Raw genomic sequence first — 26988 nt, 5'->3', positions numbered from 1 at the left:
AATATGCAATTTGGTGCATTGCGGGGCGCGCTTTACTCGTAAGGAGTGATGGTGACAGGACCCTTCACGCACCAAGACGGTTACATTTCCGATCCGAAAGGTAACAGCTCGTGACCGGCGGGCTGACCTTGGCCTGGGGGCGGCTGCGTGCCGTGCTGCCGCAACGCGAGTCGCTGGCCGCCATGTGCCGCCGCCCCCGCCAGGACCTGCTCGCCGGGCTCACGGTGGCGGTCGTCGCGCTGCCGCTGGCGCTCGGATTCGGCGTCTCCTCCGGGCTGGGCGCCGCGTCCGGGCTGGCCACGGCCGTCGTCGCCGGAGCGCTGGCGGCCCTGCTCGGCGGCTCCGACCTGCAGGTCTCGGGCACGAGCGGCGCCATGACGGTGATGCTCATGCCCATCGTCGACGCCCACGGCCCCACCGGCGTGCTCACGGTCGGCGTGCTGGCCGGGCTGCTGCTGGTCGCGCTGGCGCTGACCGGCGCCGGGCGCTACATGGCCGTGGTCCCCGCTCCGGTCGTGGCGGGCTTCACCGTCGGCATCGCCTGCGTGATCGGCCTGCAACAGGTGCCCCAGGCGCTCGGCGTCCCGCCCGAAAACAGCCATAAGGTCGCGATCGTGGCCTGGCACGCCGTCCTCGACTTCCTCGCCCACCCGCACTGGTGGGCCACGTCCGTGGCCGTGGCCGTGGCCGCGGTGGTGCTGGTGGCCGCACGCGTACGGCCGAGCCTGCCGTTCGCGCTGCCCGCCGTGGCCATCGCCACCGTCGCCGCCGAGACGGCCGCGCTGCCGCTGGCCAGGATCGGCGACCTGCCCGCCGGGCTGCCCGCGCCGTCGCTCGGGTTCCTGGATCCGGGCGCGCTGCCGTCCCTGATCGCCCCGGCCGTCGCGGTGGCCGCCCTGGCCGCGCTGGAGTCGCTGCTGTCAGCCAACGTCGCCGACAGCATGACCACCGGACGTCGCCACGACCCCGACAGGGAGCTGTTCGGACAGGGCGTGGCCAACCTCGTCACCCCGCTGTTCGGCGGCATGCCCGGCACGGGCGCCATCGTCCGCACCGCCGTCAACGTCCGCTCCGGCGCCCAGTCCCGGCTGGCGGCGCTGGCCCACGCGGGCATCCTGGCCGCGATCGTCTACTCCGCCGCCGGGCTCGTCGCCCGGATCCCGCTCGCCGCGCTGGCGGGGGTCCTGCTGGCCACGTCGGTGCGCATGGTGGACACCGACGCCGTCAAGGCCATGTTCAGGTCCACCCGGGCCGACGCCGTGGTCCTGGTGCTGACCGCCGTCGCCACCCTGACCCTCAACACGGTGGCGGCCGTCATCCTGGGCCTGGTGGTGGCGGGGGCGCTGGCCCTGCGCGCCATGGCGCGCAACGCCCGCCTCGACGCCGAGCCGCTCCGCCACGACCTGCAGCCCCATCACACCGAGGACGAGCACGCGCTGCTCGCCGAGCACATCGTCACCTACCGCCTGGCCGGGCCGCTGTTCTTCGCCGCGGCCCACCGCCTCCTGATGGAGCTGTCGGAGGTGACGGACGTGTCCGTGGTGGTGCTGCGCATGTCCCGCGTCACCACCATCGACGCCAGCGGCGCGCTCGTCCTGGGCGACGCGATCGAGCGGCTCGAGGGGCGGGGCATCATGGTGTACGTCTCGGGCATCCCGGACGGCCACCACCAGCCGCTGGAGGCGCTCGGGGTGCTCGCCCGGCTGGACGAGGCGGGGCAGGTGTTCGCCACCACCGACGAGGCCATCGCGGCCGCCCGCGACCACCTCCACCACACGGGCGTCCTCCCCCACCTGGCCGGCTGACCCCTCCCGCCTCCCCCACCCACCGGGGGAGGCACCTCACCCCACGGGAGAGGGGCCCAGGGTACGGGCCGTGCGTGCAGCGCCGAAGGGATGCCCGCCCTTCCCCTCCGAAGGTGGGGCGCCATGGATGAGGACCGGTTCACCAAGATTTCGGACCTGGAGCGCGCGAGACCTGTACCCCCCGTCGACCCACCGGCGACACTCGGCTCATGACACGGACTTCCGAACCTCCCCGCGCGCTGCCCGCCGTCGCGCATCGCTGGCCCACCCTGCTCGGGCTGGGCTTCGCCGCCCTCACCCTCCTGGACTTCGAGGACGGCCGGAGCTTGGGGTTCGTGGTCTTCCTGGCAGCGCTCATCTACCTCGGTACGGCGGTGCTCGGCAAGCCCGGCACCGTCTGGGCCCTGTTCATCATCAGCACCGTGGCGTGGGTGGTGCTGGACCAGCTCGGGATCGATCCCTGGCCCGCCCTGATCGGCGGTGCCATCTCCCTCATCGTCCTCGGCCTGGTGGGCGGGCTGTTACGCCGGCCGTTGCTGACGGCGGCGCAGGTCCCGGCCATGCTGGTATTCGGCGGGGCGGCATTGCTGGCGCTGACCCTGTCGCCCCAGGCCGGTGGCTTCCTGGTCGCGGCGGCGCTGATCGCCCACGCCGTGCAGGACCTGCTCGTCTGGCGGGCCAAGCAGGTCGTCGCGCGGTCGATGGCGGAGTTCTGCATGGTCCTCGACTTCCTGCTCGGCGCGGGCATCGTCGTGGTGAGCCTGTGAACCCGCTCAGAAGGGACCGGTGAGCTCCCCGAGCTTGTCGGTCAGCTCCAGGTTCGCCGAATAGTCGACCGGCACCGCGATCACCGACACCACGTCGTCCGCCAGCGCCTTGCGCAGCGTCGGCAGCAGTTCGTCCGCGTGGCTGATCCGGTAGCCGCGCGCCCCGAAGCTTTCGGCGTACTTGACGAAGTCGGGGTTGCCGAACGTGACGTTGGAGTCGCGCCCCAGCTCCAGGTCCATCTTCCACTCGATCAGCCCGTACGCGCCGTCCTCCCACACCAGCACCACGAACGGGATCCGCTCGCGCACGGCGGTCTCCAGCTCCTGCGAGTTCATCAGGAACGCCCCGTCACCCGTCGCCGCCAGCACCCGGCGGCGGGGGAAGGCCAGCTTGGCCGCCAGCGCCCCCGGCACCGAGAAGCCCATGGACGACAGCCCGTTGGAGACCAGCATCGTGTTCGGCTCGTACGTCGGATACATGCGGGCCATCCACATCTTCACCGCCCCCGTGTCCGCCAGCACGATGTCCTCGCGCCCCATCGCCGCGCGGACGTCGGCCACGATCCGGCGCGGCGACAGCGGGAACCCGTCCTCCGAACGCCCCTGCTCCAGCTCCTCCCGCACCATGCGGCGGATCCTCTCGCCGGTGCCGTTGATCTCGAAGCGCCGGTGCACGGCGTCTCCCAGCGCGTGCAGCGATCGCGAGATGTCCCCCTGGACGCCGACCGCCACCGGATAGTGGTCGTCCACCTCGGCCGGGAACTGGTGAATGTGGATGATCTTCTTGTCGCGATGCGGGTTGATCTTGACAGGGTCGAACTCCTGCAGCTCGTACCCCACGCTGATCAGCACGTCCGCCTCGTCGAACCCGAAGTTCACGTAGTCGTGCCGCATGAACCCCACCGCGCCCAGCGCGTGCCGGTGGTCGTCGGGGAAGACGCCCTTGCCGTTGAACGTGGTCGCCACCGGCAGCCCGAGCCGCTCCGAGAAGCGGATCAGCGCCTGCGAGGCGCCCGCGCGCGTGGCCCCGTGCCCGGCCAGCACGATCGGCCGGCGCGCGGTGGCCAGCACGTCGGCCGCGCGGGCGATCTGCGCGGGGGAGGGGTCTTGAGGACGTACCACGTTGACGGGGAGCGGCCGCAGGTCGTCGGGCACCGGCGCCGACTCGACGTCCTCGGGGATCGCGAGGTAGACGGCGCCGGGACGCTCGGTCTGGGCGGTCTTGAACGCCTTGCGGATCATCTCGGGCAGCGCCTGCGGCGACGGCGCGAGCTCCGACCACTTGGTGATCGGCCTGAACAGCGACACCAGGTCCACCACCTGGTGCGACTCCTTGTAGATGCGGTCGAGCCCGACCTGTGCGCTGATCGCCACCACCGGGGTGCTGTTGGTGGTGGCGTCGGCCACGCCGAGCTGCAGGTTGATCGCGCCGGGGCCGAGCGTGGCCGAGGCCACTCCCGCCCTGCCGGTCAGCCTGCCGTAGATCTCGGCCATGAACGCCGCGCCCTGCTCGTGCCGTACGAGGACGTAGCGGATGGAGGAGTCCTGGAGCGCGTCGACGAAGTGGATGTTCTCCTCGCCGGGGATGCCGAAGACGTACTCGACGCCTTCCGCCTCCAGCGCCTGCACGATGAGCCGGGCCGCGTCGGCCTGCGTGGACATGGGACACGCCTTCTTTCTTGAGCGACTTCGTCCGTGCAAGCGCCGTAAGGCCGCCGTTCATTCCGGTGTCCCGGGCCCGCGAGCGGGTATTTAACCAGCGGCTCCCCGGACTGATCTCGCACCAGGAGGGGACCGGGGGCATGGTGGAGCGACCTTTCCGTCTCGCGCTTCTGGGCGGTTTCCGGCTGCTGGCCGGCGACGAGCAGCTCACCGTCTCCAACGGCTCCGAGCGGCTGCTCGCGTACATCGCCATCAGCCGCAGGACGGTCCACAGGAACGTGATGGCGACCACCCTCTGGCCCGACGCGCCGGAGCGGCGCGCGCACGCCAACCTGCGTTCCGCGCTGAAACGCCTCGACGAGGTCGGGCGGGCGCTGCTGCACGTCGGGACGACCGAGATCGGGCTGTCCCCGGACACCGGCGTCGACTTCGACGACGCCCGGGCGCTGGCGCAGCGCCTCATCGACCCCACGGTCCAGGCCGAGGAGGCCGTGGTCTGCGCGGGGTCCGTCGAGACGCTGGCCAACGGCCTGCTGCCCGGCTGGTACGAGGAATGGGTGCTGGCCGCCGCGGACGAATGGCACCACCTGAGGCTGCACGCCCTGGAGGCCCTGTCGGCGATCTTCGTCAGGCAGCGGCGGTTCGCCGAGGCCGTGACGGCCGCGAGCGTGGCCGCGCACGCGGACCCGCTGCGGGAGAGCGCGTGCGCCGCGCTCATCGAGGCCCATCTCGCTGAGGGCAATCAGGCCGAGGCGATCCGCCATTTCCGGGTCCACGCGGAGAGTCTGCGGGCCGAGCTCGGCATTGAGCCGACCGCCAGATTGCAGGAGCTGGTCGCCAGCCTGCGCAGCCGCTGAGCGATCCCGGTCACGCTCCGGTCACGCCGACATCACGGCGCGGTGACACGACCCCCTCCACGCTGGTGGTGACAGAAGGGAGACCGGCAATGCGCATCAAGAAAAGCCTGATACTGGCTGGTCCAGCGCTTCTCACCGCTGTCACTCTCAGCCCCCTGGTCGCCTCGCCGGCCCAGGCGCTCGCGGAAACCTCCGCGGCGAGCGCGCAGACGAGCACCCACGTCGCGATCGCGCCGCCCAAGAAGAAGAAGAAGGCCACCTACAACAGGGGCCACATGGCCGGTTACGCCGACGGCCGCGACGACTGCAAGAAGAAGCAGCCCTACACCCTGAGGTACTCCGGTGGCGGCCCCTACCAGAGAGGGTTCGCCGACGGTTACAACTCGGGCTACCACAGCTGCTAGCGCCCTCGGCCACTGAGCTGGACCCCACCCGCGCCCGCGGGGTGGGGTCCACCCCTTTTTCAGCCCAGGCGGGCCACCCCGTCGAGCAGGCGGTCCACGTCGGAGCGGTCGTTGTAGTGGACCAGGCCCGCGCGCACCGCCCCGCCCGAGTCGCGGATGCCGAGCGCGCCGGTCAGCTCCCAGGCGTAGTTGTGGCCGTTCCAGACGTTCACGCCGAGCCCGGCCAGGTGCTCGGCCACCTGGCGCGGGGTGTGCCCGGCCACGTTGAAGTAGGCGGTGGCGGTGCGTCTGGCCGGCTTGCCGTACACCGTGACGTGCGGCATCGTCTCCAGCCCCTCGATCAGCACCGCGAACAGCGCCAGCTCGTGCTCCTCCGCCGCGGTCATCGAGGCCAGCAGGCGCTCGCGGCGGGTGCCCGTGCCCGGGACCATGGCGGCCAGGTGGTCCACGGCCGCCGTCACCCCGGCCAGGTCGGCGAAGGCCGCCGTACCGGTCTCGAACCGCTGCGGCACCGTGTCGGGGGAGGAGGCCAGCTTGTCCGGCCGCAGCGTCTCCAGCAGCGCCGGGTCGGCCACGACCGCGCCGATGTGCGGGCCCGACCACTTGTACGCGCTCGTGGCGTAGAAGTCGGCTCCCAGGGCGCGCATGTCCACCGGGCCGTGCGGGGTGGCGTGCACGCCGTCCACGTACACGAGCGCGCCCGCCCGGTGCGCCAGCTCGGCGATGGCGGCCACGTCGGGACGGGTGCCGAGGATGTTGCTGGCCGCCGTCACCGAGACCAGCCTGGTGCGCTCGCCGATCAGGTCCGCGTACTGCTCCACCGGCAGCTCCCCGGTGACCGGGTCCACCTCGGCCCAGCGCACGGTGGCGCCGATCTGGGTCCAGGGCCGGACGTTCGCGTCGTGGTCCAGCCTGGAGACCACGACCTCGTCGCCCGGCCCCGCGATCGCCCTGGCCAGGCGGTAGGTCAGCGTGGTCATGTTCGGGCCGAGCACCACGCCGTCCGGGTGGCCGCCGACGAGGTCCGCCACGGCGGCGCGGCAGTCCGCCACGATGGCGCCGGAGCGGTCGCTGGCGGGGAAGGCGCCGCCGACGTTGCCGATCCCGGTCCGGTAGGCGGAGGAGACGGCGTCTATCACCGGCTGCGGGGTCTGGGTGCCGGCCGCGCCGTCGAGGTAGGCGAAGCCGTCTTCCAGCGCGGGATAGGCGGAACGTACCAATTCAATAGGGAAAGGCATGATAGGTAAATGCTCACCCTCAGAGACCTCAACCGGGCCACTTTGGCCCGTCAGCACCTTCTCGCCCGGCACGAGGGTGACGTGGCCGACGTCGTGCACCGGCTGGTCGGCCTGCAGGCGCAGGAGCCGCGGCCGCCGTACCTGGGGGTGTGGTCCCGGCTGGCGGGGTTCGCGCGGGACGACCTGCACGCGGCGCTGCACGCCCGCACGCTGGTGCGGGCCACCATGTGGCGAGCCACGCTGCACCTGGTGACCGCGGCGGACTTCGCCGCGTTCCGCCCGGTGGTGCGGCCCGTGCTGGCCGCCGCCGCGCGCCGCTTCGACGATGTCGACTTCGACGCGGTCGTGGCCGCCGCCGACCGGCTGCTGGCCGCGGGGCCCATGACCTTCAACGAGCTGCGGCCCAGGCTGCAGGAGGAGTTCCCCGGCGCGTACGACCGGGCGCTCGGATACGCCGTACGCATGCTCACCCCGTTGATCATGGTGCCGACGGAGGACCGGTGGAGCTTCCCGCGCGAGTCCGCGTTCGCGCTGCCCGGCATCGCCCTGGAGCCCGCCGGCGTGGAGACGCTGATCGAGCGCTACCTCTCCGCGTTCGGCCCGGCGACCCCCGCCGACGTGCAGACCTGGTCAGGGCTGGGCGGCCTCAAGCGCGTCATGTCCGGAATGGAGATGGAAAGGCTCTCGGACTTCACGGGAAGGGAGCTGTACGACCTGCCGGGCGCGCCGCGGCCGGGCGGCGACGTGCCCGCCCCCGTGCGGTTCCTGCCCGACTTCGACACCCTGGTCCTGGGCCACGCTGACCGCACCCGCGTGCTGGCCGACGAGTTCAAGGGCCGGGTCGCCACCAAGAACCTCCGGGTGAGGGCGGTCTACCTGGTGGACGGCTTCGCGGCCGGGACATGGCAGATCAAGCGCACCGCGAAGAAGGCCACGCTGCTCATCAGCCCGTTCACCTCGACCTCTCTCGACACGCTGGAGGAGGAGGGGCTGCGGCTCCTGGCCTTCGCCGAGCCCGACGCGGTGCCGTCCCTTGAAGTGACCGACGGAGTCTGATTGGTTCAGGGCGGAGGTGTCACCTATGGCCCAGTTGACCGCCCTGGACGCGCAGTTTCTCCATTTCGAGACCGCGACGAACATCGCCAACATCGCCGGCCTGGCCATCCTCGACGGCGACCTCAACCGCGCCGACCTCCAGGCCCTGCTCGAGCGGCGGCTGCCGTACGTGCCCGCGCTGCGGCGCAAGCTGGCCCCCGTGCCGTTCGGGCTGGATCACCCGTACTGGATGCAGGAGGACGATCTCGACCTCGACTACCACGTACGCGAGATCGGCCTGCCGCCGCCGGGCGACGACCGGCAGCTCGCCGACCAGGTCTCGCGGCTGCACGCCCGGCGGCTGGACCGCAGCCGGCCGCTGTGGGAGATCTACCTGATCCACGGGCTGCCCGGCGGGCGGATGGGTCTCTACACCAAGATCCACCACGCGGCCGTGGACGGGATCGGCGGCGCCGACGTGCTGGCCGCTCTCCTGGACCTCAGCCCGACGCCCGCGCCGCCGCCCGCCGAAGAGCCCTCACGGGACGCCCCGCCTCCCGGGGCCGCGGAGATGGTGGCGCGCGGGCTGGCCCGGCTGGCCGGTAACCCCGCGCTCGCCCTGCGCTTCGCCGCCAGGGCCGTCCCGCACCTGGACGAGATCCCCGTCGTGTCCTGGATCCCGGGCAGCCAGGTCGTCTCCTCGCTCGCCCGGCGGCTGGCCGGGGCCGGGCAGGCTCCCGAACTGCCGGCGCTGCCCGCGCCGAGGACGCCGTTCAGCGGTCCCGTGTCGGCGCACCGGCGCTTCGCGTTCGTGTCGCTGCCGCTGGAGGAGATCAAGCGGGTGCGCAAGGCGTTCGGGGTCACCGTCAACGACGTGGTCATGGCGGTGTGCGCGGGCGCGCTGCGTACGTGGCTGGCCGGGCACGGCGGCGTCCCGCACCAGCCGCTGGTGGCGGGGGTGCCGTTCTCTCTGCGCGCGGCCGGGGTGGAGGGCCCCGGCAACCAGGTGGCGATCATGACGGCGCCGCTGGCCGTGCACGTCGAGGATCCCGTCGCCCGGCTGCACCACGTGCGGCACGCCATGCAGCGGATCAAGGACCGGTTCTCGCTGGCGCCCGCGCGCTGGCTGCGCGAGTTCAGCGAGTCGATGCCGGCCGCGCTCATGGGGCTGGCCGCCCGCTCGGCCTTCTCGCTGGTCGGGCAGACCGCGCCGCCGATCAACGTGGCCGTCTCCAACGTGCCCGGCCCGCAGTTCCCCCTGTACGTGTGCGGGGCGCGGCTGCTGACCCACTACCCGGTGTCGGTGATCACGGACGTGAGCGGCGGCGTGAACATCACCGCCTTCTCCTACGACGGCTCCCTCGACATCGGGGTCGTCACCGACAGGAAGATGGTGCCGGACGCCTGGGAACTGGCCGCCGACCTGCGGGCGGCCCTCGACGACCTGCTCCACGCGGAAGCGACCCTGCCGCACTAGCTCCCGGCCTTTCTCGTCTCAGGAACTGTCGGTGGCATGTGGCATCTTGAGACGGCGAGGAAGGGAGCAGCGCATGTCGACCACCCGGGAGCTCTACGACGATCTGGTCACCGAGCAGCTCGTGCGCCCCGAGGTGAGCCTGGGGCGGATGTTCCACTCCGAGGGCCTCAAGGTCAACGGCAAGGTGTTCGCGTTCTTCTCCAAGGACCAGCGGGTCGTGCTCAAGCTCCCCGCCGCGCGGGCGGCCGAGCTGGTGAGCGAGGGCACGGCCGATGAGATGGTCATGGCGGCCCGGCGGATGCGGGAGTGGGTGGCCCTGCGCACGCCGGACGAGGAGGTCTGGCGCGGCCTGCTGACGGAGGCCGCCACATACGTGGAGTCCCTGACGCGCTGACACGCCCGCCGGACGGTCGGCTGGGGCCACTGACGGTCACAGTTGGGTAGCTTGGAAGGAGGGGACCTGCCAGGTCTCCCGTCTTCGCCGTTCCCTCAGACCCGAGGTGCCGATGGTTCCAGCCCCCACGTCGTAGGTCCCCGCGTTTCAAGCGTCGTGTGTCCAAAGCGAGCGAGGAGTGTGTTTTGTCCGAAGCAGCAGAGGTTCTCGAACTCGACGACAACGTCGCCGACGGTGGCGCGGCCGTCGGCGCCGACTCGGTCAAGGCTTATCTGAAGGAGATCGGCCGCGTGCCGCTGCTCACCGCCGAGCAGGAGATCGACCTGGCCAAGCGCATCGAGGCCGGGCTGTTCGCGCAGGAGCGGCTCGAGACCGAGCCGTGCATGGCCGCCGAGCTGCGCGCCGATCTGGAGTGGATCGCCGAGGACGGCGAGGTCGCCAAGCGGCGCATGCTGGAGGCCAATCTGCGGCTGGTCGTCTCCATCGCCAAGCGCTACACCGGCCGCGGCATGCTCTTCCTCGACCTGATCCAGGAGGGCAACCTGGGCCTGATCCGGACGATCGAGAAGTTCGACTACCGGCTGGGCTACAAGTTCTCCACGTATGCCACGTGGTGGATCAAGCAGGCCATCACCCGGGCCATGGCCGACCAGGCCCGGACGATCCGCATCCCCGTGCACATGGTCGAGCTGATCAACAAGGTCGCGCGGATGGAGCGCCGCCTGCAGACCGACCTCGGCCGCGAGCCCACGCCCGAGGAGCTGGCCAAGGAGTGCGAGCTCGACGTCGACCGCGTCGTCGAGGTCCAGGGATACGGCCGCGAGCCGATCTCCCTGAGCACGCCGCTGGGCGAGGAGGGCGACAGCGAGTTCGGCGACCTCATCGAGGACACCGAGGCCGTCTCCCCGGCCGACGCGGTCTCGTTCACGCTGCTCCAGCAGCAGCTGCACGCCCTGCTCGACCAGCTCTCAGAGCGCGAGGCGGGCGTGATCAGCATGCGTTACGGCCTCAACGACGGCAAGCCGATGACCCTCGACGAGATCGGCCGCATCTACGGCGTCACCCGCGAGCGCATCCGGCAGATCGAGGCCAAGACGATGTCCAAGCTCCGCCATCCGTCCCGATCCCTGGCGCTGCGCGACTACCTGAGCTGACCCGTGACTGAAAGGCTGCGCAAACGGAGACCCAAGACTGTCGCCACGGACCTGTGAGGGGCATGCGGGCTGTCCTAGATTCCCAGGCGTGAAACGCGCCCGAACGAGCCTCGTCCACCAACTCACGTACGCGCTCAAGAACCCGGACCGGATCGTGCCGCACCTGCGGCGGCTGACCCGCGACACCTGGCTCCGGCTGCGCTCGCCCGACCACATCGCCTACTACCGGGCCGTCATGAAGTCCGACACCGCGCGGGACCCCGAGGGCGCGGTCGGCTCGCACACGCACAGACGGTGGCTGGCGCTGGGGCGCATGCAGTTCGACTACCTGGTCGAGCACGGGCTCAAGCCGGAATGCCGGATGCTGGAGATCGGGTGCGGCAACCTGCGCGCCGGACGGCTGTTCATCGACTACCTGCACACCGGAAACTACTACGGCGTCGACATCTCGCCCGACATCCTCATGGCGGCCCAGGACACGATCGTCGAGCACGGGCTCAACCACAAGCTGCCCCACCTCACGCCCGTCCGCGACCTGCGCTTCGCCTTCCTGCCCGGCGAGCACTTCGACGTCGTCCACGCGCACAGCGTGTTCTCGCACTCGCCGCTGCACGTTATCGAGGAGTGCTTCGCCCACGTGGGGCGGGTCATGAAACCGGCCGCCTGGTTCGACTTCACCTTCGACCGCACCGAGGGCAAGGAGCACCAGGTGCTGCGGGAGGACTTCTACTACCGCACCGAGACGCTGGTGGCGCTGGCCGCCAAGTACGGGCTGCGGGCCACGTTCATGGACGACTGGGAGCGCGGGCCGCACAAGCAGTCGAAGATCCGCATCACCAAGGGTTAACGGGCCGCCTCCCAGAACTCCTCCAGCCTGGCCGCGCCGCTCGCCGGATCCTGGAGCAGCCACCAGTGGCCGAGCCCCGGCAGCTCGGCCACGGTGGCGCCCGCCCTCGCCGCGCTCTCCTCCGCCACGCTCCGCACCAGGAACGCGTCGCCCTCGGGAACGATCACCAGACCCGGCCTGGGGATGTCCGCGAACGCGGGCGACCACTCCTCTCCCACGCGCACGGCCGACCGGTAGAGGGCCAGGATGCTGTCGGCCATGACCTGGTCGACGGCGGCCGCGATCTCCAGGGCGTGCTCGAACGGCACGCCGAAGCCCTCGAACCCCTTGGCCCGCTCCTCCAGGGGCGTGGCCAGCAGCTGCTCGAAGAACTCCTCGCCGGCTCCGGGCGTCTGCCACAGCCTGGCCAGGTCGTGCCACTCGAAGCTGGGATGGCCGAGGCCGGCGGCGTCCGAGGCCCACGTACGCACGAGGTCGGGACGGGTGCTGACCAGGCGCACCACCAGGCCGCCGCCCCAGTCGTGGCCGACCAGGTCGATCTCGTCGCCCGCCATCTCCTCCAGCTCACCGGCCAGCCACGCCACGTACTCCTCCTTCGTGGCGGAGAACCCGTCCGGCCGGGGGCAGCCGAAGCCGGGCATCCGGAGCGCCCGCACGTCCTGGCGGCTCAGGGCCGCGCGGAGTGGGTCCCAGACGGCGGACGTCTCAGGGACGCCGTGAACCAGCACAAGGGTCATTCCCCGACCGTACGCCGCGAATATCCGGCTGCATACGATCTGAGCCCTCCTTTAATGTGTCAGGAGTGAGAGACGTACGGGCGCTGCCCAAGGCCCACCTGCATGTTCACCTGGAGAGCACCGTACGGCCCGGGACCGTGCGCGACCTGGGCGGGAGGCCCGAGCGCAGCGAGCTGTTCGCGAGCTTCAGGGAGTTCGGCGACGAGCGGGCGCGGGTGCGGGACCTGCTGCGCACGCCCGAGCACTTCCGGCGGATCGCGGTGGAGTTCTGCGAGGACGAGGCCGCCCAGGGCACCCGCTACGTCGAGGTGACCTTCACCGCCGCCTCCCACGGGGAGCGGGTGGGGGAGCCGGAGATGCCGCTGGAGGCGGTGCTCGAAGGGCTGGACGAGGGCTCGTCCAGGTACGGGATCGAGTACAACGTGCTGCTCGACCACTCCAGGCGGCGGCCGGTGGAGCGGCTGTGGCGCACGTTCAAGCTGGCCGGCCGCTACGACCGGGTGATCGGCCTGGGGCTGGCCGGCGACGAGAGCCACCCGCTGGCGCCGTTCGCGGAGGTGTTCGACGCGGCCAGGGACGCGGGGCTGCACCTGGTGCACCACGCGGGTGAGGCCGCCGGGGCCGCCAGCATCCGCGAGGCGCTCTCCCTGGGGCACGCCGAGCGCCTCGGACACGGCATCCGGGTGCTGGACGACGCCGACCTGGTGGCCGAGGTGCGCGATCGCGGGATCCCGCTGGAGGTCTGCCCCACTTCCAACGTCATGCTCGGGCTCGTCCCCTCCCTGCCCGAGCACCCGCTGCCCCGGCTGAGGGAGGCGGGGCTGGCGGTCACGATCAACACGGACGGGGAGACGGCCCTGGCCGACGAGTACGCCCGGCTGCGGGAGGTGTTCGGGTACGGCGACGCGGACCTGGCGGACCTGGCCCGGGCCTCGATCGACGCGTCGTTCGCGCCCCAGCCCGTCAAGGCGCGGCTCCACGCGGAGGTGGACGCCTGGCTGGCCGCCGAGTGCGGCTGACCGCCCGCCTGTGCGGGTGAGAAGCTGTGAGGCATGGACTTATCGAAGGCCGGCACTCCGTCCGTGGCTTAGCGGCTGCCCGAGCGGGTGGTCGTCGCGGGGGTGGCCGGAGCGATTCTGCCGTTCCTGCATTTCGGGTGGGCGCTGCTCGCGACCGCGCTGGCGGACCCCTCCCAATGCGGGCACTTCGGGTGCATCGGGCCGTTCGTCGAGGCGTGGGAGGTGGGGCGCTGGCTCGTGCCGGTGCTGGCCTACCCGTTCGCCGCCCTGGTGACCGCGCCGGGCGCCTCCCGGCGGCAGCGCGGCCTGGGCGTGGCGCTGTTCCTCGTGTTCTGCGGCGCCCTCGTCCTGTCCGGTTAGGCCAGCCGCCCGTCGCGGGGCCGTACGCGGTGGAGCTCCAGGCCGATGTCCACCACCTCGGACCGCTCGAGGCCGGCCACCTCGCCGAGGGGCACCCAGGCGGCCCGGTCCGTGCTGCCGCCGACCTCGTGGCGGAGGGTGCCACCGGTGACGCGGCCCTCGTAGACGATGCGCAGGCCGTGGAAGTCCGCCTCGCGGCCCTCGCCCCGGGGGTAGCGGCAGTGCAGGGTGCTCATGCCCAGCAGGGTCTCGATCGCCACCGTGTAGCCGGTCTCCTCCTCCACCTCGCGGATCGCGGCGTCCACCGGGTCCTCGGCGTGCTCGATGCCGCCGCCCGGGAGCGTCCAGTGCCGCTCGCCGGAGGGGTCGACCCAGCGCGCGAGGAGGATCCGGCCGTCGTCGACGCAGATCGCGTACGCGGCCACGCGCAGCTCCCTGGTGACGATCACGAGGCGGGAGCGGTGGTGCTGCTGCGGACGACGAGGCTGGTGGCAAGCTCTATGCGCGTCCCGACCGGGCCCCTCGGATGAGTCAGCTCCTCCGAGATGAGGCGGACCGCCTCGTTGGCCATGTCGTCGAGCGGCTGGCGGACCGTGGTGAGCGGCGGCGACATCATCTCGCACCAGGTGGAGTCGTCGAAGCCGACCACGGACAGCTGGCTTGGCACCCGGATCCCGCGCTCGGTGGCCGCCTGGTAGACGCCGGCCGCCTGCATGTCGGAGCCGGCGAAGATGGCCGTGGGCCGGTCGGGGCGGTCGAGGAGGTCGGCCCCGAACTCCCTGCCGCCGGAGATCAGGAAGTCGCCGTAACGGGTCAGCCCGGGATCGGGGTCGATCCCGAACGTACGGTGCGCCGCCAGGTAACCCTCGTACCGGTCGAGCGTGCACTGCGTGTCGAGCGGCCCGCCGATGAAGCCGATCCTGGTGTGCCCCAGCTCCAGCAGGTGGGTCGTGGCCATGACGCCCCCCGACCAGTTGGTGGCGCCGACGGTGGAGATGCGCGGGTCGCGCTTGCCCACCGGGTCGAGCAGCACCAGCGGCACGTGCAGGAGCTCCTCGATGGCCGAGATCTCCTCCTGGTTGGCCCGCGACAGCACCAGCACGATGCCGTCGGTGCTGCGCTTGCGCACGATCCCGATCCAGCGCCGCAGGTCGAAGTCGGCCCGTGCGGACGAGGTCACCACGAGCGAGAATCCCCACCGCGCGGCCGCCTGCTCCGCGCCCCTGATGAGCACCTGGGCCCACGGGGAGCCGAGCCCGTCTATGAGCAGGTCGACGAGACCGGCCCGGGGAGTGCTCGGCGGGCGCGGGGCCTCGTATCCGAAGGCTCTGACCGCTTCGAGCACCTTGTCTCTGGTGGCGGTGGAGACGTGCTTCTTCCCGCTCAGGACCTTGGAGACCGTCGGCACGGACACTCCGGCAGCGGCGGCGACGTCCGCCAACGTTGCTCGAGCCACAGGACCTCCGAGTTGCAACTTTCGGAAAAACCTCAAAGTCGCAGGTTGCCCGCTGACCTGGAGCAGACTGCTACCCCATCGGCGCTGTTGACATCGCTGCAGGCCCGAGCCTACCGTAACCCTTCGGCAATGTCACGGTTATTTTTCGGAAAGTGTGCCAGAAACTTTCCGGCGGCGAGGGGTGTATGAACCGGGTCGAGGAACTGCTCGCGGACATGTCGCTCGACGAGCCAGAGAAGGGCGCCTGATGACCGAGCCGACCAGGAGCCTGCGCCTCACCGACGAGCGCGGCCGCGGCCTGACGCTCACCTACGACGGGGTGGACCTGTTCCGGTACGTCTACGGCCCGTGGGACCGGCAGTTGGAGTCCCCACGCCCGTACTTCCACCCGCTGCGCACCCTGTCAGGGCGCCTCGTGTCGCTCTACCGTCCCTGGGACCACGTCTGGCACAAGGGCATCGCCTGGTCACTGCCCAACGTCGGCGCCCAGAACTTCTGGGGCGGCGTCACGTACGTGCGCGGGCGCGGCTACGTGCAGGAGGACAACAACGGCGCCATCGTCCACACCGGCTTCGACGCGATCGACGCCGGCGAGGACCGCGTCACCGTACGCGAGTCGCTGACCTGGGTGGCCAGCACCGGCGAGCCGTGGTTCACCGAGCGCCGGACCTTCGGCGCGCTCGTCGGGGGCGACGGCTGGACGCTGGCCTACGCCACCGAGTTCACCAACGTCTCCGGCGCCACCGTCCCGATCGGCAGCCCCACGACCGAGGGGCGGCCCAACGCCGGGTACGGCGGGCTGTTCTGGCGCGGGCCCCGGTCGTTCAGCGACGGGCGCGTCTACATGGAGGGGCGCCAGGGCGGCGACGAGCTGATGGGCGAGCGCGGCCGGTGGCTCGCCTACGCCGGCGACCACGACGAGGACGACGCGGCCTCCACGCTCGTGTTCGTGGACGACTCCGGCGCCGAGCAGGTCCAGTGGTTCGTGCGCAGCGGGATGTACGCCTGCGTCTGCCCCGCCCCGTTCTTCGACGTCGTACGCCCCGTGGAGCCTGGGGCGTCGCTGGCCTTCCGGTACGCGGTCACCTTCGCCGACGGCGACACCGGCCCGGACGGCGCGGCCCGCGTGGCCGCGGCGACCGCCGGGATCACGTCGAGGATCCTCCCATCCCTACAGGAGCAGTGAAATGTCTCGCTTGGACGCTTTCAGGAACCGTATCGGGGGCTTCGCCTACGGTGGCGACTACAACCCGGAGCAATGGGACCCCGCCGTGTGGCGGGAGGACGTCCAGCTCATGCGTGAGGCCGGCGTCAACATCGTCTCCCTCGGCGTCTTCGCGTGGGCGTCCCTGGAGCCGGAGCCGGGCAAGTACGAGTTCGGCTGGCTGGACGAGATCATGGACCTCCTCCACGAGAACGGCATCAGCGTCAACCTGGCGACCCCGACGGCGGCCCCGCCCGTCTGGCTCACCCACCTGCACCCCGAGGTGTTCCCGGTCATGGCCGACGGGGAGCGGTTCGGGTTCGGCAACCGGCTGCACTACGACCCGTCGTCGCCCATCTACCGCGAGTACGCGGCGAACATCACCACCAAGCTCGCCGAGCGCTACTCCTTCCACCCGGCGCTGGCGATGTGGCACATCTCCAACGAGTACGGGCCCACGGCGTACAACGAGGCCGCCTCGGTCAACTTCCGGCGCTGGCTGCAGCGCCGCTACGGCGACCTGGAGACCCTGAACGAGGCGTGGTACACCCGCTTCTGGAGCCAGAGCTACACCGACTGGGACCAGGTCGAGGTGCCGCACATCCCGCGCACCTGGATGAACCCGGCCCGCCGGCTCGACTTCAAGCGCTTCACCTCCGACGCCCTCCTCGAGTGCTACATCGCCGAACGGGACATCGTCCGCTCCTTCCGCGACGACATCCCGGTCCTGACGAACTTCATGCGCTTCTTCAAGCACGCCGACTACTGGAAGTGGGCGCCCGAGGAGGACGCGGTCGCGCTCGACATCTACCCCAACCCCGCCGACGCCGACTCGCACGTGTCGGCGGCCTTCCAGTACGACCTGTTCCGCTCGCTCAAGGGCGGGCAGCCGTGGCTGCTCATGGAGCAGGCGGCCAGCGCGGTCAGCCAGTGGCAGCTCAACATCGTCAAGGAGCCCGGCCGGATGCGGCTCGGCTCGCTGCAGGCGGTGTCGCGGGCGGCGGACTCGGTGATGTTCTTCCAGTGGCGGGCGAGCCGCGGGGGGCAGGAGCGCTTCCACTCGGCGATGCTGCCGCACTCCGGGCCGGACTCGCGCACGTTCAGGGAGATCGTGGACCTGGGACGGGAGATGAAGCTGCTCGCTCCCGTGGCGGGGACGACCTCGCGGGCCGAGATCGCGATCCTGTTCGACTGGGACGGCTGGTGGGGGCTGGAGGAGACCGCGGGGCTGCCGCGCCAGGACCTCAGCTACCCGGACACGGTCATGCGGCACTACACGCCGCTGTGGTCGAACGACTACCCGGTGGACGTCGTGTCCGCGTCGTCCTCGCTGGACGGGTACAAGGTGCTGGTGGTGCCGAACGCGTACCTGATCGGGGACGAGGGCGTGCGGCGGATCACCGAGTTCGCCGAGAACGGCGGGACGGTCGTCATGTCGTTCTTCTCCGGCGTGGTCGACGAGTGCAACCGGGTACGGCCGGACGGCTACCCGGGCGCGTTCCGGCAGCTCATCGGGGCCAAGGTGGACGAGTACTGGCCGGCGCGGCCGCACGAGGTCTTCTCCGTGGAGTTCGCCGACGGCCGTCGGGCGACCTCCACGTGGTGGCGTGACGACCTGCACCTGGAGACCGGCACGGCCCTGGCCACCTACGGCGACGGCCTGCTGGCCGGCCGGGCCGCCGTGGTGGAGAACCGCTTCGGCGCCGGGCGCGTGGTTTACTTCGCCACCCTCCTGGAACAGGCGGCCTTCGACGCCGAACTGCTCGCGGCCGTGTCGGCGGCGGGCGTCCGGTCGCCGTTCCCGCAGGCGCCCGCCCACGTGGAGTGCGCCGTACGGGGGGACGAGGAGCACGAATACGTGTTCCTGCTCAACCACAGCGGCGAGCTGAGCGCGTCCGTCCCGTTCGAGGGGGAGGGGACGGACCTGCTCACCGGGCAGGCGGTGTCGGGCCCGGTCGAGCTGGCCCCGCTGGGGGCGGCGGTGATCCGGCGCGCCCGCGCGTAATCCCGATGTATGCCCCGGCGGACCCGCTGCCCGCCGGGGCTTTGACTTAAGGCTTAACCCCGAACGTAGATCTATGTCCGTTTCATGGGGTTATGTTTGCCTTTGTCCGTTTTGAGGGGTAGCTTGGTAGTCGTTACCGGCGAGTGACCTGGACCTTACCAACGTGGAAGGTACCACTCGACCGGAATCCCTCTGGTTGGATTCACGCTCCACGTACCGCCTCTACGGCGCCATGCCCGGCTACGTGAGTCAAGAGCGTACTGCCCTGTCGCCTAACAAAGGACTCCGCCTACTCATGTCTGCTCGCCTGCACTCTATCGCCATGCTCACCGCCTCCGTGCTGACCGCCATGGCCGTCGGCTCGCCCGCGGCGCACGCTGACGCCGAGGCCGGCAGCACGATCACCCAGAAGGCCGTGCTCCAGGGCTCGACCACCGCGTCGTACTTCTGGGACGACTCCTCCGGCCGCGCGGGTGACACCGGTCTGCCCGCCGCCGGCAAGCCCATGCAGAAGGGTCTGGCCGCCAGCCCGAGCTGGCCGCTCATGACCGAGGGCTACGTCATCTACAAGGGCAAGAAGCTCCCCTTCTTCGTCGGTGACCGCGGTCCCGGCAACCCCTCCAACAGCGGTGTCATGCTCGACCTGGACGCCAAGACGTTCGCCGAGCTGACCGGCGGCACGTTCAACCCCGACACCCTGGCCGTGGACGGCGTCGGCGGCGCCGGCCACATCAAGATCGAATACGTCGTGACCAAGTGGGGCGGCGGCGTCGGCAAGAAGAACTACCCGGTCGCCTACTCCACCGGCGCCTGGGCCGAGAAGGACACCAGCCCGGCCGTCCAGCCGGTGTCGGTGAAGCTCCCCGCGAACTGAGCTCCCCTTCCCCCCAAGGGCACCCCTGACCAGGGGTGCCCTTTTCGCGTGCCGGTATCGTTTGCGAACGATCTACCGCCCGTGGAAGGACCAGATGAGCTCCCGGCCGCTTTACCGCGACCCCGTGCACGACGGTGCCACCGACCCCACCCTGATCTGGAACCGGGCCGAGCGCGCCTGGTGGCTCGTCTACACCAGCCGCCGCGCGAGCGCCCCGGAGCTGGGGGACGTGAGCTGGGTGCACGGCACCGACCTCGGCGTCGCGTCATCGGCGGACGGGGGCGCGACCTGGCTCTACCGGGGGACGATCGAGGGTCTCGACACCGAGTGGGGGCGGCACACGTACTGGGCGCCGGAGATCGTCGACGACGGCGAGACGTACCACATGTACGTCAGCGTCATCCGCGGCGTCCCCGAGGCGTGGCCGGGGCACGAACGCCACATCCGCCACTACACCAGCCCCGACCTCGTCCGGTGGACGTTCCGCTCCACCCTCGGCCTGTCCTCCCCGTACGTGATCGACGCCTGCGTGGCCGCGCTGCCCGGCGGCGGCCACCGGCTCTGGTACAAGGACGAGGCCGACGGCTCGCACACCTGGGCCGCCGACAGCGCGGACCTGCACCATTGGCAGGTCCGCGGCCCCGCCGTGACGCTCTCCGCGCACGAGGGGCCGAACGTGTTCACGCTCGGCGGCCGGCACTGGATGATCGTCGACGAGTGGCGCGGCCAGCGCGTGCTGGTCTCGGACGACCTCGACGTCTGGGAGCCGCGGGGCCTCATCCTCGACCTTCCGGGCACGCGCCCGGAAGACGACGGGTTCGGCCACCACGCGGACGTCGTGGTGACGGGGGAGGAGGAGGCGGTGATCTTCTACTTCACCCACCCGGGCGGTGGCCGCCGCTCGTCGGTCCAGGCCGCCCGGCTGCGGGTGCGGGACGGCGAGCTGACCTGCGACCGCGACGAGCCCCTCACCGGCCCCCTCCTGCCCGTCGAGGGCCCCTGACCTCGCCTCACCTGCGGCGTTCCCACCGGTACGACCAGAAGAGCCCCAGTACGGCGATCGCGCACAACGCGACGGTGAGGATCTTCGAAGCCGCGATGGCCGCCAGGCAGAGCGCCCCCATCGACGTGCCGGCCGCTATGCCGGACCTGCGGTTCGGGGCCTCGGAGTGGCGCTCGGGGCGCCGCACCGGCGGCGGGGGGAGCGGCTCCCACAACTGGCCGCAGCCGGAGCACCTCCACGGCCGGGCATCCCCACCGTGGACGGCAGGAGCGACGCACCGGTGCGTGACCACCTTGCTCACGGACGTCTCCTGCGGCGGTACTCGTCGATGGCGGCCGCCGTCTCCGCGTCCAAGGTCATGAGGGCAAGGCTCGGCCATGGCGGCCGGCCGGCGCAAGGTCCGCCGACCGATCGATCAGCGGAGCGTGACGAGGATCCCGTCGTCGTCGCTGAACAGCTCGGCGCCCGGACGGAAGGTGGCGCCGCCGAAGGTGACGGGGACGTCGCGCTCGCCGCCGCCCTCCTTGGCGCTCTTGCGGGGGTTGGAGCCGAGGGCCTTGACGCCCAGGTCGAGCTCGCGCAGGGCGGCGACGTCGCGGACCGCGCCGTGGATGACCACGCCGGCCCAGCCGTTGGCGACCGCCATGCCCGCGATGACGTCGCCCATGAGAGCGGTGTGCAGGGAGCCGCCGCCGTCCACCACCAGGACGCGGCCCTCGCCGGGCTCGGACAGGACGGACTTGAGCAGGACATTGTCCTGGTGGCACCGGACCGTGACGACGGTGCCGCTGAAGGAGCGCCGGCCGCCGTACTGGCGGAGCTGCAGGTCGCAGGAGCCGAGCTGGTCGCCGCGCTCGTCGTACAGGTCTGCGGTGGCAACGGTCATGGTGGAACCCTTCCTATGGATCGACGGGAAGCCGCCGGGCGGCCACGCCGGCCCAGCCGAGGCTGAGCGCGGTGACGAGGAGCACGCCGCCGGCGCCGAGCCCGGCGGCCACGAGCCCGGCCGCGCCGGGGATGAACAACTGGCCGGTACGGTTGCCGACCAGGCGCAGGGACATGGCCCGGCCGCGCATCCCGGCGGGGGCGGACTCGGCCAGCCACGACATGGTCAGCGGCTGTCCCACCCCCAGCCCGAACCCTGCGACCAGCAGCAGCGCGGCCAGCGCCCACAGCGGCATGGACACGGGCGTGAGCAGCATGGCGACGGCCGCGGCGAGGGTGCTGCCGACCAGCAGCCTGCGCCGGCCGACGAGGCGGGCGAGGTGGCCGAGGAAGAAGCGCGAGGCCATGGAGGCGACGCCGCGAACGGTCAGCAGCAGGCCCACGGCGCTCGCGGTCAGGCCGTGCTCGGTGCCGAGCGCGGGCAGGTACGCCAGCGTGATGTCGACCGCGGACAGCACCACGCAACTGGTCAGCAGGGCGTGCGCGAGGCCGGGCAGGCGCAGCAGCGAGCGCAGGTCCCCGCTCTCGGCCCGGGTCCGGGCGGCCGGACCGCTCCGCGGGAGCAGCACGGACAGCGCGAGGAGGAGCACGCCGAGGCCGCACGACCAGGCGAAGATGCGTCCGGTGTCGGGGATGGAGCCGTCGCCGCCGAGCAGGCTGATCATGAGCGGGCCGGCGGCCTGGCCGAGGGACGCGGCGAAGGTGTAGTGGCCGAACGCGGTGTCGTGGCGGCCGTGCTCGGTGGTGTTGGCGACCAGGGCCTGCTGGGCGATCACGCTGCCCAGGTGGCCGGTGCCGAGCAGGATCCCGGCCGCGACCAGGCCGGGGACAGTGTGGCCGAACGCGGTGAACGCGACGGCGGAGGCGGTGAGCAGGAGCGCGCCCGCCACGGCCATGCGGCGCTCGCCGTACCGGTCGGCGGCGTGGCCGGCGGGCAGGGCCAGCAGCAGCGGCGCGATGGCGAAGCTGGCGCCGAGCACCCCGAGCCAGGCCGTGGGCACGTCGAGCTCGATCGCGCGGTACGACATGGTGGGACGCAGCACGAAGGTGATCACCTGGGTGCCGGTGGAGTGGGCGAGCAGGACCGCGTGCCGATGCCAGGCGTCAGGCATCTACCTCGTCCTGCTGGTGCTTGCGCAGGCGCCAGGCGGCCTGGGCGCCCAGGCTGGTGTCGATGTGCTCGCGCATGACGGTCGCGGCCGACTCCGCGTCGCCCGCGATCACGTACTCCAGCAGGGCCTCGTGCTCGGCGGCCTTGCGATCGCGGGCCGCCTGGCCGCGCTCCACCTCCAGGGCGAGGCGGCGGTAGCGGTCGGCCTTGTCCCACAGGCTGTCCAGGGTCTGGATGAGCAGGTCGTTGTGGGAGGCGGAGTAGAGGGCGGCGTGGAACTTGCGGTGGGCGACGAGCTGCTCGTAGGCGGGGTTGCCGGGCAGGGGTTCGAGGCCCTTGTGGGCGGCGCGCATGGCGGCGATGTCGGCCTTGGTACGGCGTTCTGCGGCCAGCGCGACGGCGAGGGGGTCGAGGGAGCGGCGTAGTTCGAGCAGGTCGCGGGCCTCCTCGGCGGCCAGCGGCGCGACGCGGGCGTCGCGGTGGGCGTCCAGCTCGACCAGCCCCTCGCTCTTGAGCCGGCGCAGCGCCTCGCGCAGGGGAGTGGTGCTGATGCCGATGTCGCGGGCCAGCTGGGCCTGGGCGATGACGGAGCCGGGGGCCAGCTGGCCGGAAAGGATCAGCTCCTTGACGCGCAGGTAGGCGTAGTCCGCCTTCGTCGTGTAGAGCTCGGCCGCCGATTCGCCCATCACTGTCCTGTCTCGTCGCTGACGGTTATAACCTACACCGTCAGCCACTCTTGTAAGCGAATACCCCCTTTGATGCTCTGGTCCTGCGCGTTATAGGTTATGCGGCCGGCTTCGCGCGTTACGACCCCATGGCCGATGACTCCGCGACGATCGACGCCGCCCGGCGGCGGCCGGGTCGGAGAAACTCATCCGCCAGCTGGACGCGTCGCTCCGGTGATCCCCGACGCCGCAGGCGGGAACAGGGAGCGTCAGTAGGTGCAGCCGAAGAACAGCGTGGGGTTGCAGCCGGGCAGGGTGCAGATGATGAACGTGGTCCCCAGCGTGGGCATCTCCTGCGTGCCGCCGTGGTCGGGGATCACGATCTCGCCCGCGGGATGGGGGACGCCGGCCTCGCGGTGGTAGGGGTCTTTCCAGGATCGGGTGAGGTCGTCGTAGGACATGAGAGCACGATGCGCCGGGCGGGGACGCCCGCGGCATCCGTCATGTTCCGGAACCGGAAACATCGGGGAAACCACGTAATCCTTGACGGGACGGCTGAGTGGGATAGAGATGGGGATGAGATCGACGATCTTCCTGGCGGGGAGGTTATGACGTGCTGGTGACCCGGCGCCCGTTGACAGGCCGTTCCGCCGAGCTCGATCACCTGGTGAGGCTGCTGGACAAGCCGCACGGGACGACGTTCGTGCTGATGACCGGGGACCCGGGGATCGGCAAGAGCCGCCTGCTGACGGCGGTCGCCGAGCTGGCGCGGGAGCGAGGGCTACCGGCGATGGCGGGGCGGGCCACCGAGTTCGAGCGCAGCGCGCCGTTCGGGATCCTGTTCGACGCCCTCGCCGACGGCGATCGTCACCTTCAGCTGGCCCCCGACCTGGAACGGATCCGCGCGCTGCTGTCCGCGGAGGCCGGCGCGCACGCCGGGGGAGCGGCCCGGGGGCTGGCGGCGCTGGACCGGCACCGGCTGTTCCGGGAGTCGCACCGCCTCGTGGAGCGCATCTCGGAGCGGGACGGCCTGGTCGTGCTGCTGGACGACGTGCAGTGGGCCGACGACGCCTCCGTCGAGGCCCTCGACTACTTCATCCGGCATCCGCCCGACAGGCGCGTGGTCGTCCTGCTCGCGGCGCGCACCGGCGGGCTGCCGGCCGGGCTGACGCGCTCGCTGGCCTCGGCCTCCGTGGTGGCACTGCCCCTCGGCCCGCTGTCGGCGGGCGACGCGGAGGCGCTGCTGGGTGAGGAGATGTCCGCGCCCCGACGGCGCCGCTTGTACGAGCGCAGCGGCGGCAATCCGCTGTTCCTGGAGATCCTGGCCGCGCTGCCGGACGGCGACGACCCCGCCGAGGCCGCGAGCCCCGTCGCGGTCAACGCCCTGGACCGGCTGATCGCCGCCGAGCTGACGGGCCTTGACCAGGTGCAGGGGCTGGTGGCGCGGGCCGCGGCGGTGGTGGGCGACGAGCTGGACGCGACGCTGGTGGCGGCGGTGTCGGAGCTGGACCTGGCCACGGTGGTGCCCGCCCTGGACGACCTCGTACGCCGGAACGTCCTGTCCTCCGGCCCCCGGACCCTGGGCTTCCGGCATCCGCTGGTGCGGGCGGCGGCGTACCGGATGGCGGGGCCCGCCTGGCGGATGGCGGCGCACCGGCGCGCGGCCGAGTACCTGCGCTCGCACGGCGCGCCGGCCGTCCGCTGTGCGGTGCACATGGAGCACGCGGTCGTGATCGGCGACGTGGACGGGGCCGAGCTGCTGGCCGAGGGGGCGAACGCGGTGGCCGCGACCGCCCCGGCGACGGCGGCGCGCTGGTTCCGCGCCGCCCTGCGGGCCCTGCCGGACGACGCGCCCGGCGGGCGGCGTGCCGGCCTGCTGCTGTCACTGGCGGCGGCACTGGGCGTGTCCGGGCAGCTGACGGAGAGCCGTACGCTGCTGCGCGAGGTCATCCAGGCGGGCGGCGACCACCGCGACCAGGCGGTGGAGCTGATGTCCATGATGGAGCGCTCGCTGGGCCGCTTCGAGGAGGCCCGGGCGATCCTGACCGCCGAGCTGCGCCACCTGGAGCAGGCCCCGGGCGGCGACTCCGGCGGGCGGTGCGCGCTGCTGGTGGAGCTGGCGGCCAACGACCTGCTGGACGGCCGCTGGGACGAGGGCCGGGAGAACGCCTCGCTCGCGCTCGGGCTGGCGGGAGCGCACACCCGGCGGGGGTTGCCGGCCACGGCCGTGACACTGCTGGCGGTCGCGGCGCTCTACCGGTGCGACTTCGGGGAGGCGTACCGGCATCTCGACCGCGCGGACGCGCTGGTCAGCGGGCTGACCGACCGCGAGCTGTGTGACGATCTCGGGCTCGTGGCCGCGCTGGCGTGGGGCGAGTTCCTGGCCGACCGCAACGCCGACGCGCTGCGGCACCTGGCCCGCGGGCTGCGGGTGGCCCGCGACCACGGACGCAACCACGTGGTGCCGCTGCTGTACGCCGCCCGCGCCACCGTCCACGCCCGGCTGGGGGACGTCGACCGGGCGCTGGGCGACGCCGAGGAGGCCGAGGAGATCGCGCGGCATCTGGGCAGCGCGGAGATGCTGGCGTTCGTCCAGGTCACGAAGTCGCGCCCGCTGCTGTGGCTGAGCGGCCCGGACGCGGCGATGCCGCTGATCGAGCCGGCGCGGCGGGGGCGGGTGCTGCGCTCGGCCTGGTGGCGGACCATCTCGGACCAGGCGGTGTCGGAGGTGCTGTTCTCGGTCGGCGAGACGGAGTCGTGCGGGCGGCTGCTGGCGGCGCGGGTGCCCGCCGACCCGGCCGGTCTCGGCCCTGGCGTGGTCGGCAGTTACGCCCTGCGCTCGGAAGTGGAGGTGACCCGGGGCGATCTCGCGGCCGGCAGGGAGTGGTACGAGCGCGCGGCCCGCGTCGTGGAGCTCGGCGCCCCGCCCGTGCAGTCGGGTTTCCTGGCGCGGGCCCGTGCCGTCCTCGCCCTCGCGCAGGGGCGGCAGGACGAGGCGGAGGAGGCGGCGCGCGAGTCCGTGGACCGGTTCGCGGCCGCCGGTCTGCCCATCGGGGAGGCATTCGGGCGGATGCTGCTGGCCGGTGTGCTGCGGCGCGACGACGACTCGCGGATCGCCAAGCAGCAGCTCGGGCAGGCCAAGGAGCTGTTCCTGTCGTGCGGCGCGCCGTGGCTGGCGGCCCAGGTGGGCGTCGAGCAGCGCCGGATGGCCGCCGGCCTGGCCCACCGGCCCGGCGCCGGGAGCTCGTTGTCGGAGCGGGAGCGCGAGATCGCCGAGCTGGTCGCGTACGGCATGACGAACCGGGAGATCGGCGAGCGGCTGTTCCTCAGCCCCAGGACGGTGGAGACGCACCTGGCCAGCGTGTTCAGGAAGCTCGGGGTGAAGACCCGAGCCGCCCTGGCGCACCGGCTCGCCGAGTGACCGGCCGCTGGCGCGCGGCCGGTCACCGGTCTGTCAGAGCAGGGTCACGAACTGGCACATGGGGATGGGGTACAGCGCGCTGATCGCGCAGCGCAGCTCGGAGGTGTAACCGCCGCAGCAGCCGATGGTGGACAGGTGCTGGGTGCCGTTCGCCGGCTCCTGCTCCACGCCGCCCGCCAGCCGCGCGGTCTCCAGGTCGAGGTCGCCGGCGGGGTGCGGCAGGCCGACGCCGTACGCGGCCCGGTTGATGGGGTCCTTCCAGGAACGGATCAGGTCGTCGTTCGTCATGGTTCGCTCTCCTCTGTCCGTGGTCAGCAGCAGCCGAGGCTGGAGAAGCGGCAGGTCCCGACCCACATGGAGCGGTCGCAGGTCTGCCAGCAGCTGAAGAAGTTGGTGTAGTCGTCGAAGCCGGGCAGCTCCTTCTCGCCGCCGCTCAGGGCGCCCAGGTTGATCTCTCCCGCGGGGTGGGCCTCGTCGCGTCCGCGGAGCTCGGGGGTTTTCCAGGATCTGATCTGGTCGTCGGCCGACATTTCTGTCTCCTTCCATGA

The 26988-nt window shown here is 71.8% G+C and carries 27 protein-coding genes and 1 pseudogene; 16 read left to right on the top strand and 12 right to left on the bottom strand.

The features are described from left to right. Positions 1-182: 182 nt before the first annotated feature. Together ACIBI9_RS49895 and ACIBI9_RS49890 are read left to right on the top strand one after the other, a co-directional pair. Complete coding sequence (locus tag ACIBI9_RS49895; protein WP_397234043.1) at positions 183-1805, top strand: SulP family inorganic anion transporter; 1623 nt, start codon at positions 183-185, stop codon at positions 1803-1805. 209 nt (positions 1806-2014) lie between these two features. Beyond that, positions 2015-2572 carry a hypothetical protein gene (locus ACIBI9_RS49890; RefSeq protein WP_397233993.1) on the top strand — a complete coding sequence of 186 codons (558 nt, stop codon included), beginning with the start codon at positions 2015-2017 and terminating at the stop codon, positions 2570-2572. A gap of 6 nt (positions 2573-2578) precedes the next feature. Here the strand turns inward: ACIBI9_RS49890 and ACIBI9_RS49885 are convergent, their stop codons facing one another. After that, positions 2579-4234, bottom strand: coding sequence for an acetolactate synthase large subunit (locus tag ACIBI9_RS49885; protein ID WP_397233991.1), 1656 nt, complete (start codon positions 4232-4234; stop codon positions 2579-2581). A 140-nt stretch (positions 4235-4374) separates the two neighbouring features. Between ACIBI9_RS49885 and ACIBI9_RS49880 the strand changes: the two genes are divergently transcribed. Together ACIBI9_RS49880 and ACIBI9_RS49875 are read left to right on the top strand one after the other, a co-directional pair. Then, on the top strand, positions 4375-5091 hold the full coding sequence (locus ACIBI9_RS49880) for a BTAD domain-containing putative transcriptional regulator (RefSeq protein ID WP_397233989.1): 717 nt from the start codon (positions 4375-4377) through the stop codon (positions 5089-5091). An 89-nt stretch (positions 5092-5180) separates the two neighbouring features. Next, positions 5181-5495, top strand: a complete 315-nt coding sequence (locus tag ACIBI9_RS49875; RefSeq protein ID WP_397233987.1) for a hypothetical protein — start codon at positions 5181-5183, stop codon at positions 5493-5495. Positions 5496-5554: 59 nt separating this feature from the next. On the opposite strand, the gene ACIBI9_RS49870 is transcribed toward ACIBI9_RS49875, so the two are convergent. Further along, on the bottom strand, positions 5555-6733 hold the full coding sequence (locus ACIBI9_RS49870) for a cysteine desulfurase-like protein (protein WP_397233985.1): 1179 nt from the start codon (positions 6731-6733) through the stop codon (positions 5555-5557). Between the two features lie 9 nt (positions 6734-6742). Between ACIBI9_RS49870 and ACIBI9_RS49865 the strand changes: the two genes are divergently transcribed. The 5 genes and pseudogenes from ACIBI9_RS49865 to ACIBI9_RS49845 all read left to right on the top strand — a co-directional run bounded on the left by ACIBI9_RS49865 (position 6743) and on the right by ACIBI9_RS49845 (position 11640). Then, a complete protein-coding gene (locus ACIBI9_RS49865) occupies positions 6743-7789 on the top strand; it encodes a winged helix DNA-binding domain-containing protein (protein ID WP_397233983.1) in 1047 nt (348 codons plus the stop codon). A gap of 25 nt (positions 7790-7814) precedes the next feature. Beyond that, complete coding sequence (locus tag ACIBI9_RS49860; protein ID WP_397233981.1) at positions 7815-9245, top strand: wax ester/triacylglycerol synthase family O-acyltransferase; 1431 nt, start codon at positions 7815-7817, stop codon at positions 9243-9245. Between the two features lie 73 nt (positions 9246-9318). After that, positions 9319-9639 carry a hypothetical protein gene (locus ACIBI9_RS49855; RefSeq protein ID WP_397233979.1) on the top strand — a complete coding sequence of 107 codons (321 nt, stop codon included), beginning with the start codon at positions 9319-9321 and terminating at the stop codon, positions 9637-9639. Between the two features lie 203 nt (positions 9640-9842). Further along, positions 9843-10793 (top strand): annotated as a pseudogene (locus ACIBI9_RS49850) (RNA polymerase sigma factor); the annotation flags it as partial. Positions 10794-10881: 88 nt separating this feature from the next. Continuing rightward, a complete protein-coding gene (locus tag ACIBI9_RS49845) occupies positions 10882-11640 on the top strand; it encodes a class I SAM-dependent methyltransferase (RefSeq protein ID WP_397233976.1) in 759 nt (252 codons plus the stop codon). Here ACIBI9_RS49845 and ACIBI9_RS49840 read toward each other — a convergent pair. After that, positions 11637-12377, bottom strand: coding sequence for an alpha/beta fold hydrolase (locus ACIBI9_RS49840; protein ID WP_397233974.1), 741 nt, complete (start codon positions 12375-12377; stop codon positions 11637-11639). The two genes, ACIBI9_RS49845 and ACIBI9_RS49840, sit on opposite strands and share 4 nt — an antisense overlap. Before the next feature lie 65 nt (positions 12378-12442). On the opposite strand from ACIBI9_RS49840, the gene add reads away from it, so the two are divergent. Next, entirely contained in the window at positions 12443-13396 is a 954-nt protein-coding gene (gene add / locus ACIBI9_RS49835) for an adenosine deaminase (protein ID WP_397233972.1), read from the top strand. Between the two features lie 102 nt (positions 13397-13498). Beyond that, positions 13499-13756: a hypothetical protein gene (locus ACIBI9_RS49830; RefSeq protein WP_397233970.1), complete on the top strand. Its 258-nt coding sequence runs from the start codon at positions 13499-13501 to the stop codon at positions 13754-13756. On the opposite strand, the gene ACIBI9_RS49825 is transcribed toward ACIBI9_RS49830, so the two are convergent. Next, positions 13753-14205: an NUDIX hydrolase gene (locus tag ACIBI9_RS49825; RefSeq protein ID WP_397233968.1), complete on the bottom strand. Its 453-nt coding sequence runs from the start codon at positions 14203-14205 to the stop codon at positions 13753-13755. The two genes, ACIBI9_RS49830 and ACIBI9_RS49825, sit on opposite strands and share 4 nt — an antisense overlap. After that, a complete protein-coding gene (locus ACIBI9_RS49820; protein ID WP_397233966.1) occupies positions 14202-15212 on the bottom strand; it encodes a LacI family DNA-binding transcriptional regulator in 1011 nt (336 codons plus the stop codon). The genes ACIBI9_RS49825 and ACIBI9_RS49820 overlap by 4 nt, the downstream gene beginning before the upstream one ends. 247 nt (positions 15213-15459) lie before the next feature. On the opposite strand from ACIBI9_RS49820, the gene ACIBI9_RS49815 reads away from it, so the two are divergent. From ACIBI9_RS49815 to ACIBI9_RS49800, 4 genes are all read left to right on the top strand, one after another. After that, positions 15460-16398: a PmoA family protein gene (locus ACIBI9_RS49815; RefSeq protein ID WP_397233964.1), complete on the top strand. Its 939-nt coding sequence runs from the start codon at positions 15460-15462 to the stop codon at positions 16396-16398. 1 nt (position 16399) lies between these two features. Then, complete coding sequence (locus ACIBI9_RS49810; RefSeq protein ID WP_397233962.1) at positions 16400-18421, top strand: beta-galactosidase; 2022 nt, start codon at positions 16400-16402, stop codon at positions 18419-18421. A gap of 322 nt (positions 18422-18743) precedes the next feature. Beyond that, on the top strand, positions 18744-19295 hold the full coding sequence (locus ACIBI9_RS49805; RefSeq protein ID WP_397233960.1) for a hypothetical protein: 552 nt from the start codon (positions 18744-18746) through the stop codon (positions 19293-19295). 94 nt (positions 19296-19389) lie between these two features. Continuing rightward, complete coding sequence (locus ACIBI9_RS49800) at positions 19390-20298, top strand: hypothetical protein (RefSeq protein ID WP_397233958.1); 909 nt, start codon at positions 19390-19392, stop codon at positions 20296-20298. Positions 20299-20305: 7 nt separating this feature from the next. On the opposite strand, the gene ACIBI9_RS49795 is transcribed toward ACIBI9_RS49800, so the two are convergent. The 5 genes from ACIBI9_RS49795 to ACIBI9_RS49775 form a co-directional block, all read right to left on the bottom strand. Next, positions 20306-20599: a hypothetical protein gene (locus ACIBI9_RS49795; RefSeq protein ID WP_397233956.1), complete on the bottom strand. Its 294-nt coding sequence runs from the start codon at positions 20597-20599 to the stop codon at positions 20306-20308. A 114-nt stretch (positions 20600-20713) separates the two neighbouring features. Continuing rightward, positions 20714-21184 carry a ribonuclease E activity regulator RraA gene (gene rraA, locus ACIBI9_RS49790; RefSeq protein WP_397233954.1) on the bottom strand — a complete coding sequence of 157 codons (471 nt, stop codon included), beginning with the start codon at positions 21182-21184 and terminating at the stop codon, positions 20714-20716. A 13-nt stretch (positions 21185-21197) separates the two neighbouring features. Continuing rightward, positions 21198-22355 carry an MFS transporter gene (locus tag ACIBI9_RS49785; protein ID WP_397233952.1) on the bottom strand — a complete coding sequence of 386 codons (1158 nt, stop codon included), beginning with the start codon at positions 22353-22355 and terminating at the stop codon, positions 21198-21200. Beyond that, a complete protein-coding gene (locus ACIBI9_RS49780; protein WP_397233950.1) occupies positions 22348-23040 on the bottom strand; it encodes a GntR family transcriptional regulator in 693 nt (230 codons plus the stop codon). Before ACIBI9_RS49780 ends, ACIBI9_RS49785 begins: the two co-directional genes overlap by 8 nt. A 248-nt stretch (positions 23041-23288) precedes the next feature. Next, a complete protein-coding gene (locus ACIBI9_RS49775) occupies positions 23289-23480 on the bottom strand; it encodes a hypothetical protein (protein WP_397233948.1) in 192 nt (63 codons plus the stop codon). 152 nt (positions 23481-23632) lie between these two features. On the opposite strand from ACIBI9_RS49775, the gene ACIBI9_RS49770 reads away from it, so the two are divergent. Further along, on the top strand, positions 23633-26440 hold the full coding sequence (locus ACIBI9_RS49770; RefSeq protein WP_397233946.1) for an ATP-binding protein: 2808 nt from the start codon (positions 23633-23635) through the stop codon (positions 26438-26440). Positions 26441-26473: 33 nt separating this feature from the next. Here ACIBI9_RS49770 and ACIBI9_RS49765 read toward each other — a convergent pair whose 3' ends face one another. Beyond that, positions 26474-26728 (bottom strand): hypothetical protein, encoded by a 255-nt coding sequence (locus ACIBI9_RS49765; protein ID WP_397233944.1) that lies wholly within the window; start codon positions 26726-26728, stop codon positions 26474-26476. Between the two features lie 23 nt (positions 26729-26751). Next, entirely contained in the window at positions 26752-26970 is a 219-nt protein-coding gene (locus ACIBI9_RS49760; protein ID WP_397233942.1) for a hypothetical protein, read from the bottom strand. Between the last annotated feature and the right edge of the window lie 18 nt (positions 26971-26988).

Source organism: Nonomuraea sp. NPDC050451 (assembly GCF_044458585.1).
The sequence above is the reverse complement of the archived record's forward strand: the minus strand, read 5'-3'. Positions and strand labels throughout refer to the sequence as shown.